At 63.8% G+C, this 8,431-nt stretch carries 5 protein-coding genes and 1 pseudogene; 3 read left to right on the forward strand and 3 right to left on the reverse strand.

Annotation, left to right across the window (positions count from 1 at the left end; genetic code table 11):
- Nucleotides 1–186, reverse strand: a pseudogene (locus ACTHLA_RS10475) (IS3 family transposase); the annotation flags it as partial.
- Nucleotides 187–255: 69 nt separating this feature from the next.
- Complete coding sequence (locus ACTHLA_RS10480) at nt 256–1,500, reverse strand: UbiH/UbiF/VisC/COQ6 family ubiquinone biosynthesis hydroxylase (RefSeq protein WP_440188486.1); 1,245 nt, start codon at nt 1,498–1,500, stop codon at nt 256–258.
- A 173-nt stretch (nt 1,501–1,673) separates the two neighbouring features.
- On the opposite strand from ACTHLA_RS10480, the gene ACTHLA_RS10485 reads away from it, so the two are divergent.
- The gene (locus ACTHLA_RS10485) at nt 1,674–4,121 is read left to right on the forward strand and encodes a DNA translocase FtsK 4TM domain-containing protein (RefSeq protein WP_440188489.1); all 2,448 of its coding nucleotides are present in this window, start codon (nt 1,674–1,676) and stop codon (nt 4,119–4,121) included.
- A 230-nt stretch (nt 4,122–4,351) separates the two neighbouring features.
- Nucleotides 4,352–6,460, forward strand: coding sequence for a TonB-dependent receptor (locus ACTHLA_RS10490; RefSeq protein ID WP_440188492.1), 2,109 nt, complete (start codon nt 4,352–4,354; stop codon nt 6,458–6,460).
- Nucleotides 6,461–6,506: 46 nt separating this feature from the next.
- Here the strand turns inward: ACTHLA_RS10490 and ACTHLA_RS10495 are convergent, their stop codons facing one another.
- Nucleotides 6,507–7,712, reverse strand: a complete 1,206-nt coding sequence (locus ACTHLA_RS10495; RefSeq protein ID WP_440188495.1) for a DUF418 domain-containing protein — start codon at nt 7,710–7,712, stop codon at nt 6,507–6,509.
- A 59-nt stretch (nt 7,713–7,771) separates the two neighbouring features.
- Between ACTHLA_RS10495 and rbfA the strand changes: the two genes are divergently transcribed.
- Nucleotides 7,772–8,287 carry a 30S ribosome-binding factor RbfA gene (gene rbfA / locus ACTHLA_RS10500; RefSeq protein WP_440188498.1) on the forward strand — a complete coding sequence of 172 codons (516 nt, stop codon included), beginning with the start codon at nt 7,772–7,774 and terminating at the stop codon, nt 8,285–8,287.
- Nucleotides 8,288–8,431: the final 144 nt, after the last annotated feature.

The following is an 8,431-nucleotide window of genomic DNA, read 5'->3' on the forward strand; positions in this document are numbered from 1 at the left end:
AATGGGCTTGCCTTCGGACTGCCGAAGCCAGGCGCGTAACGTCTCGTTCGCACAGCCGATCTTAGGCGCTATCGCGCAGATCGCCTGCCATTGAGACCCATAATCGTTCTCGTGCTCCAACACCATGCGAACCGCACGAGCGCGAACTTCAGACGAAAAATGAGGTAACTTCCGTTGGTTTGTCATCGCTCCACTCTCTCAGAGTTGGGAGCCTCCGGCAAACCCGGGGCGGTTCAGGTCGATTGACCCCTTGCCTTAAACCAACTCCCCCTTCAGCAGCTTCGGCAAATCGCCCGTCGCCGCGCCCGCATCCTCCATCACGAACTTACGCAAGGCCGGGACGCGGTTGAACAGGCCCATGCCGACGTCGCGGGCGGTGCGGATCAGGGGGTTGTCGTTGGAGAACAGGCGCACGAAACCGTCCATGATCGCCGTGGTCGAGATATTGTCAAAGCGCCGCCATTTGGCGTAGCGCTCAAGCACCAGGTCCGAGCCGAGGTCTTCGCCCAGACGCGCCGCCTCGATCAGCACTTCGGACAGGGCCGCCACGTCCTTGAGGCCGAGATTGAGGCCCTGACCGGCGATCGGGTGGATGCCGTGCGCCGCGTCGCCCAGCAGGGCCAGACGACCCTTGTGCATCTGCGCCGCCAGACCGAGGCCCAGCGGATAGAGGAAGGGCTTGCCGATCAGCTCGACCTGACCGAGGAAATCGCCGAAGCGCTGCATCAGGTGATCGTGGAACAGGTCGTGGCGCACCTGCATCAAAGCCTTGGCCTTGGCGTGTTTTTCCGACCAGACGATGCAGGCGCGGTTCTCGGTCAGGGGCAGGATGGCGAACGGGCCGGTGGGCAGGAAGTGTTCGTAGGCGACGTGGTTGTGCGGGCGTTCCATCTTCACGGTGCAGACCACGGCGCTCTGGTCGTAGGCCCAATTGATATAGTGGATGCCCGCCTTGTCGCGCAAAGACGAGCGGCGACCCTCGGCGGACACGATCAGGGGCGCGCGCAGGGTTACGCCTGTATCGAGGTCGATCTCCGCCATCGCGGCGGTTTCACGGCTGTCGGTGATCGTGACCGGGCAGTAGAGGTCGATGCCGCGCTGCGTCACCGCCTCATAGAGCGCCTTGCGCGTCTGGCGGTTCTCGACCATGTAGCCGAGCGGCTCGTCACCGGTGCGGTCGGAAATCTCGCTGGCGGTGAAATGCAGGAAGAAGGGCAGGGGTTTGGGCGAGGCCGCGCCGGGCAGGTGGCCGTCCGTGACCATGATCTCGTCCATGCGGCAGGCATGCGCCTCCAGCGCGTCGCCGACGCCGAGCGCCTTCCACTGGCGGAAACAGGCATAGGCGATGGCCGAGGCGCGCCCGTCATAGGCGGTGTCGAGAAGATCGTCAAAGCTCTGGCGCTCGACCAAAGCGACCTGCAAGCCGCCCTGATGCAGGGCCAGACCTAAGGTCATGCCCGCCATGCCCGCGCCGACAATCACAACATCATAAGTTTTCATCGAAAGCACCTCTGCCGCGCATCATAAACGCCGCCCGGCAAAGCGCAATGCGACATGCGCGCTCGCCAAAAAAAGCAGACCCAAAACGCCAACATCGTAAACAGGTTTTAACCATTTGCCAGGCATCTAGGGAGGAGTTTCCGCCCCTGTTTTAACAAGTTACCGCAGACGATATGGCCAGCCTGACCGCCACCCTCTGGAGCGCTTTCGAGACGCACGCGCGCAATATCTGGACCTCGACCCCGATGGCGCGGCTGCGCGGGGCGTTTGTCGCCCTGGCCGGGTGCGCCGGAATACTGGCCCTGGCCACCTATAATGCCGACGATCCCAGCCTGAACACGGCCTCCAGCGGCGATGTGCACAATATGCTGGGCCATTCCGGCGCCATCGTCGCCGATATCGCGGCGCAGTCGCTGGGGCTGGCGGCCTGGCCCGCCGCCGCGCTTTTCGTCTATTTCGGTTTGCAGCGCGTCTTTCATCCTGATCCCGATCAGACGCGCGGGCGGTTGCGCCTGCATGCGCTGTGGGCCGTGCTGTTCGTGCTGGCCCTGGCCGCCGCCATCGCGCCTTTGCAGACCTCGGACGATCCGGTGCTGGCGCAGAGCCTTGGCGGCTTCTGGGGCGCGGGGCTGCATCATCTGCTGGCGGCGCTGTTCGGCTTTATGCGCCTGCCGGGCGCCGTGCTGATCGCCAGCCTGATCTTCGCCGGTCTGGCCGTCTTCGGTTTCAACCAGACCTTCAGCCTGAAATTCGACGCCTATTTGCGCGCCGGTCAGGCGACGGCCACCATTCTGGCCGAGGCGATGGGCCGCTTCACCCACCGCGCCACCAGCCCGGAGGACGCGGCGCCCGCGCGCCCGAAACGCGCCAAAAAGGTCAAAACCTTTGTCGATGAAGGCGAGGCCGACGGTTTCGACGCGCCGGTCCGTCCGCGCATGGCGCTGGACGATGAGGACGAGGCGCTGCGCCCGGAGCCGGAAATTGCGCCGAGCGCGCGCTTTGCGCCGCCGGTTGACGACGATTTCGACGATGGCGATGCGGCCATAGACATCCGGCCGATGCAGCCGACTCCGCAGGCCGCCCCGGCCAAACAGCCGGAGTTCGACTTCCTGCGACCGGGCAATTTCCGGCTGCCGGAGCTGTCGATTCTGGCCAAGCCGCAGGCGCGCAGTCACGCCTATGACGAGGAGTCCCTGCGCCAGAACGCCCGTATGCTGGAAAGCGTGCTGGCCGAGTTCGGCGTCAAGGGGGTGATCGACCAGATCCGCCCCGGCCCGGTGGTGACGCTGTACGAACTGGCCCCGGCGGCGGGGGTGAAGGGCGCGCGCGTCGTCGCGCTGGCCGACGATATTGCGCGCAACATGTCGGCGCGTTCGTGCCGCGTCTCGGTCGTGCAGGGCCGCAACGCCATCGGCATCGAACTGCCCAATCACAAGCGCGAGACGGTCTATTTGCGCGATCTTCTGGCCTCGAAGGATTATGAGGCGACGAACCAGACCCTGCCGATGGCGCTGGGCGAAAGCATTGGCGGCGAACCCTATATCGCCGACCTCGCCAAGATGCCGCACCTGCTGATCGCCGGGACCACCGGTTCGGGCAAGTCGGTGGGCGTCAACGCCATGATCCTGTCCATCCTCTACCGGCTCGATCCCGAACAGTGCAAATTCATCATGATCGACCCCAAAATGCTGGAATTGTCGGTTTATGACGGCATTCCGCACCTCTTGGCGCCGGTGGTGACCGACCCGAAAAAGGCCGTGGTCGCGCTGAAATGGACCGTCAAGGAGATGGAGGACCGCTATCGCCGCATGTCCAAGGTCGGCGTGCGCAACATCGCCAACTATAATGAGCGCGCCAGAGCCACCGCCGCCGAGGGCAAGAACTTCGTGCGCAAGGTGCAGACCGGCTTCGACGAGACGGGCCAGCCCGTCTATGAGTTCGACGAAATGGTCCCCGAACCCATGCCCTATCTGGTCGTCGTGGTCGATGAGGTCGCCGACCTGATGATGGTGGCGGGCAAGGATATCGAAGGGGCGGTGCAGCGTCTGGCCCAGATGGCGCGCGCCGCCGGCATCCATCTGATCATGGCGACGCAGCGCCCGTCGGTCGATGTCATCACCGGCACGATCAAGGCCAACTTCCCGACGCGGATCTCGTTCCAGGTCACGTCCAAGATCGACTCGCGCACCATCCTGGGCGAGCAGGGCGCGGAGCAGCTTCTGGGTCAGGGCGACATGCTCTATATGGCGGGCGGCGGACGTATCACCCGTCTGCACGGCCCGTTCGTCTCCGACGGCGAGGTCGAGGCCGTGGCGCAATACCTGCGTGATCAGGGCCAGCCGCATTATCTCGAAGACGTCACCTATGGCGGCGATGATGAGGGCGGTTCGGACGCCGGGCCGGGCGAAGGCGGCGGTTCGGGCGACGATCTTTACGACAAGGCGGTCTATTACGTCACCTTCGACCGCAAGGCCTCGACCTCCTATATCCAGCGTAAATTGCAGATCGGCTATAACCGCGCCGCCTCGCTGATGGAGCGCATGGAGCAGGAAGGCGTGGTCGGCCCGGCCAACCATGTCGGCAAACGCGACATCCTCGTGGGTCCGCCGCCGGGGCATTAAGGGCAAGCGCGCCCTCTCCTCTTGTGGAGCAGGGCTGTCGCATGGGTGTGGATGTGACGAAATCCACCTTCCCGTCGCTTGAAGCTGACTTTCGCACGCTACCGCTATCGCCGGTGCATGCCGGGTGAGGGTTGCCGCTGCGCGGGGGGTGGTTAGACAATTTGTCCAAGGGTTTTGGCGGGATGGATGGCCTATAGGGCGGGCTTTATGCCTGCCTTGAAGAGTCCGCCATGTCGCATGCCGCCGCTGTTTCGTCCGTTCTGATCCTCGCCGCCTTCGCGCCCGTGGCCGCGCAGGCGCAAAGTCTTGGCGTCGAGACAAGCCCCACCGAAGTCATTGTGCGCGGTCAGCGCGTCGCCGCCGACCTGCCCGCAAGGCGCGATGCGACCAGCGATACGGCCAGCCTGCTGTCCGGCGTCGCCGGGGTGGCGATCCAGACGGCGGGCGGCGTGTCGGGGCGTCCGGTCGTGCATGGGCTTGATGACGACCGGGTGCGCGTGACGGTGGACGGCATGGACCTGTCCTCGGCCTGCGCCAACCATATGAACCCGTCCCTCAGCTACATCTCGCCGTCCTCGACCGGCTCGATCGGCGTGCAGTCGGGCGTCACCCCGGTCTCCGAAGGCGGCGACAGTCTGGCCGGGACGATCACGGTCACATCCGCGCCGCCGGTGTTCGCGGCGGCGGGCAAGACCTTGCTGACCGGCGACGCTTCGGTTTTCTATCGCAGCAATGCCGATGATCGCGGCGGCGCGCTCAACGCCACCCTGGCCTCGGAGCATCTGAGCTTCCGCCTCGACGCCGGGGCCGAGGACGCGGACGACTATAAGGACGGCAAGGGCGGGACGGTCTCATCGAACTATTTCAAAACCCGCGACCTAAGCGGCCTGTTCGCTTATCGTCATGGCGACCATCTGCTCACCTTCCGCGCCGGGGTGCGTTCCGTGCCCGGTCAGGGCTTCGCCAATCAGCAGATGGACATGATCAAGAACGATTCGACCTTCGGCAATCTGAGTTACGAAGGCGGCTATAGCTGGGGCCGGGTCGAGGCTGAGGCTTATGAGCAGGTCGTGCATCACCTGATGAATATCGGCCCGGACAAGCTGAAACTGGCCGGGACCATGATGATGCCGGACATGCCGATGAACACAAGGGGCGTCGATTATGGCGCGAAGCTGAAGTTCGAGATTCCGACCAAGGCGGGCCTGATGCGGCTTGGGGCCGAGCAGCATCATTTCGGCCTGAACGACTGGTGGCCGCCGGTGGCGGGGACCATGATGATGGCGCCCAATACCTTTCTCAACATCAATGACGGCCATCGCGATCGTCTGGGCGCCTATGCCGAGCTGGAAAGCAAGCTTAGCAGCCAGTGGTCAACGCTGGCGGGCGTGCGAGTCGATCAGGTCAAGAGCGATACGCACGATGTTTCCGGCTACAATATGATGTATGCGGGCGCGGCCAGCGCCTTTAACGCGCAGGATCACCGCCGCAGCGACAGCGACTGGGACGCCACCCTGCTGGCGCGTTATACGCCCGACGCCTTCACCAGCTATGAGGTCGCGGTGACGCAGAAGTCGCGCGCGCCGGGGCTTTATGAGCGTTATGCCTGGGGCACGGACTGGATGTCGTCGGAAATGATCAACTGGGCGGGCGATGGCAACGCCTATGTCGGCAATCAGAACCTGCGCCCGGAAGTCGCGCATACCGCGCTGGTGTCCGGCCAGTGGCGCAGGCCCGGCGAGGGCGGCTGGTCGCTGAAGCTGACGCCCTATTATACGCAGGTTGACGACTATATCGATGTGCGGGTGATCAACAGCCGGGTCAGCGGTCTGGCCACGATCAACCAGCTTCAGTTCGTCAATGAAGCCGCGACGCTTTACGGCGTGGACGCCGATTTCACCACGGGGCTTTGGAATTCGTCGCGGTTCGGCGCGGGCAGTCTGCACGTTGTCGCCAGCTATACGCACGGCGAGAACACCACGGACGATGCGCCGCTCTATCACATCCTGCCGCTCAATGGCCGGGTGACGCTGGAGCAGGCGATGGGTCCGTGGCGCAATGCGGTCGAGATCGAGGCGGCAGCCAAGAAGGACCGGGTCGATCCCTTGCGTCAGGAGCCGCAGACCGGGGCCTATGCGCTGATCAATCTGCGCACCGCCTGGCAGGGCAGGACGATGCGCGTTTCGCTGGCGGTCGAGAACCTGCTGGATACCGCCTATGCGCTGCCGCTGGGCGGGGTCAATGTCGACGCCTATCTGGCGAGCAACTGGACCGGGGCGTTCACGCCGTTGCGCGGCCCCGGCCGGTCGGTGAACCTCTCTTTAAGCCGGAGCTTCTAGCGCATCCCAAAAAGTGTGACGCACTTTTTGGACCCAGATGCGCGCTCTAGGAAAGTTTCGGTTTGCGCACGAACGGCACCTTGAGCGTCAGATAGGTGCCCGCGCGCCACAGCCATTCCAGCGGGCCGTAATAAAAGCGTTTGAACCACAGGTGGGCGAAGATCACCTGGGCGATAAAGGCCGGGATGGCGATCAGCACCGCCGTCGATTGCGACATGCTGGCGTGCAGGCCGAGGCCGAAGCTGTAGAAGACCGGCACGAAGATCAGCGACTGGCCGATATAGAGCGTCAGGGTCATACGGCCCGCCGGAGCCAGAAGGCCGAGCAGGCGATGGCCGAAGCTGTAATAGAGGTTCAAAAAGGCCAGCATCATCGCCGCCATCAGGCTGAGGTCGAACCAGCCGGACAGCATCGACTCCCACAAGGATCGCGGCATGAAGACGGCGTCCGAGGTCGGGACCAGCGGCAAAAGCGCCGACTTGCCGAACCACAGGACGGCGGCGGCGAGGGCGGCGATGGCCATGCCGATCAGGCGGGTTTTGACAAAACGCTCGGGCTGGCGGAAGAAGCCGATGCGGCCCAGGATCATGCCGATCAGCGACAGGCCCAAAATCTGGCTCAGGCGGCCCGATTCCCACATGAAGTCCCATTTGAACGGGCGGCCATCGCTGAGATTGGCCGCTACGGTGGCGAAGAAGCTCTTGCCGGTCAGATAGGCTTCGGGCGTGACCGCGCTCCAGAAGCCCGGCGGCTGATTGGCCCAGTGCGCGCCGTCAAAGGCGGCGATCATCTGCACGATCATGACCGGCTGCAACAGGAAAAAGACGGCGATCAGGGCGATCAGGGCATTGGATTTCAGGCGATAGAAGGGGATCAGGAACAGGCCCATCACCGCCAGCACGTCCAGCACGTCGCCGCGATAGATCAGGCCGTGCAGCCAGCCGAAGCCGAACAGTAGGGCCAGACGCCAGACGAAGCGGACGGTGAAATCGACGCCGCGCTGCGCCGCGCGGTCCATGATGATGAAGAAGGAGACGCCGAAACACAGGGCCAGCAACGAAAACGATTTGCCCGCGAAGATGTTGAAAATGGCGTCGTGCCACATCAGTTGCGTCGGGTCTTTCGTCGGGTGCGCCCAGTAGAGTTCATATTGTTCGGGCATGTGGACGAGGAACAGGCCGAGCAAGGCGAAGCCGCGCAAAGCGTCGAGGCCCTCCATTCTGGGTATGAAGGCCGGTTTGGCTGTGGTCATGGGTATCCCTGCAAATCGTTGTTGTATTATTTGATAGAAAATTTGGCGAAAACGCCTATATGGGCGGGATGAAGAGAAGCTATTCCAAAGACAAAGGGCAAGGACATTCTGCCCACAAGACGCATGGGCGCGCTCCCGCCGAGCAGGGGCCGAGCCAGCGTCAGTTGCGCGCCGGCGAGCTGGTGCGGCATGCGCTGGTCGAAATCCTGCGCGAAGAAGACATCCATGACGACGACCTGCACGGCGTCTCGATCACCGTCACCGAGGTGCGCTGTTCGCCCGATCTGCGCCATGCGACCGTGTATGTGGAGCCTTTGGGCGCAGGGCTGGGCGGGGTGACGATCACCGCCGATGAGGTTGGACCCGCCGTGGCGGCGCTGAACCGGCACGCCAAGTTCCTGCGCGGTATTCTGGGCCGGATGATCGACATGAAGTTCACGCCGGACCTGCGCTTTGTGCATGATGAGAGCTTTAATGAAGCGGCGCGGATCGACGCGCTGTTCATGCGGCCGGATGTGGCCAGAGACTTGCATCATGAAGACGATGATGATGCGGACGAGGACGGCGAAGACTGAAACCCTCCTCCCCTGCCTTAGCGGGGGAGGTGTCACGGCTTGTCCGTGACGGAGGGGGCAACCCAACCGTCCGGAGGCCCCCCCCCCCGCCACAAAAACCCCCCCACCCCCCCACCCAACGGGGGCGGTAAAAAAAAAAGAAAG

It is taken from the genome of Asticcacaulis sp. (genome assembly GCF_051956075.1).
Classification (GTDB): domain Bacteria; phylum Pseudomonadota; class Alphaproteobacteria; order Caulobacterales; family Caulobacteraceae; genus Asticcacaulis.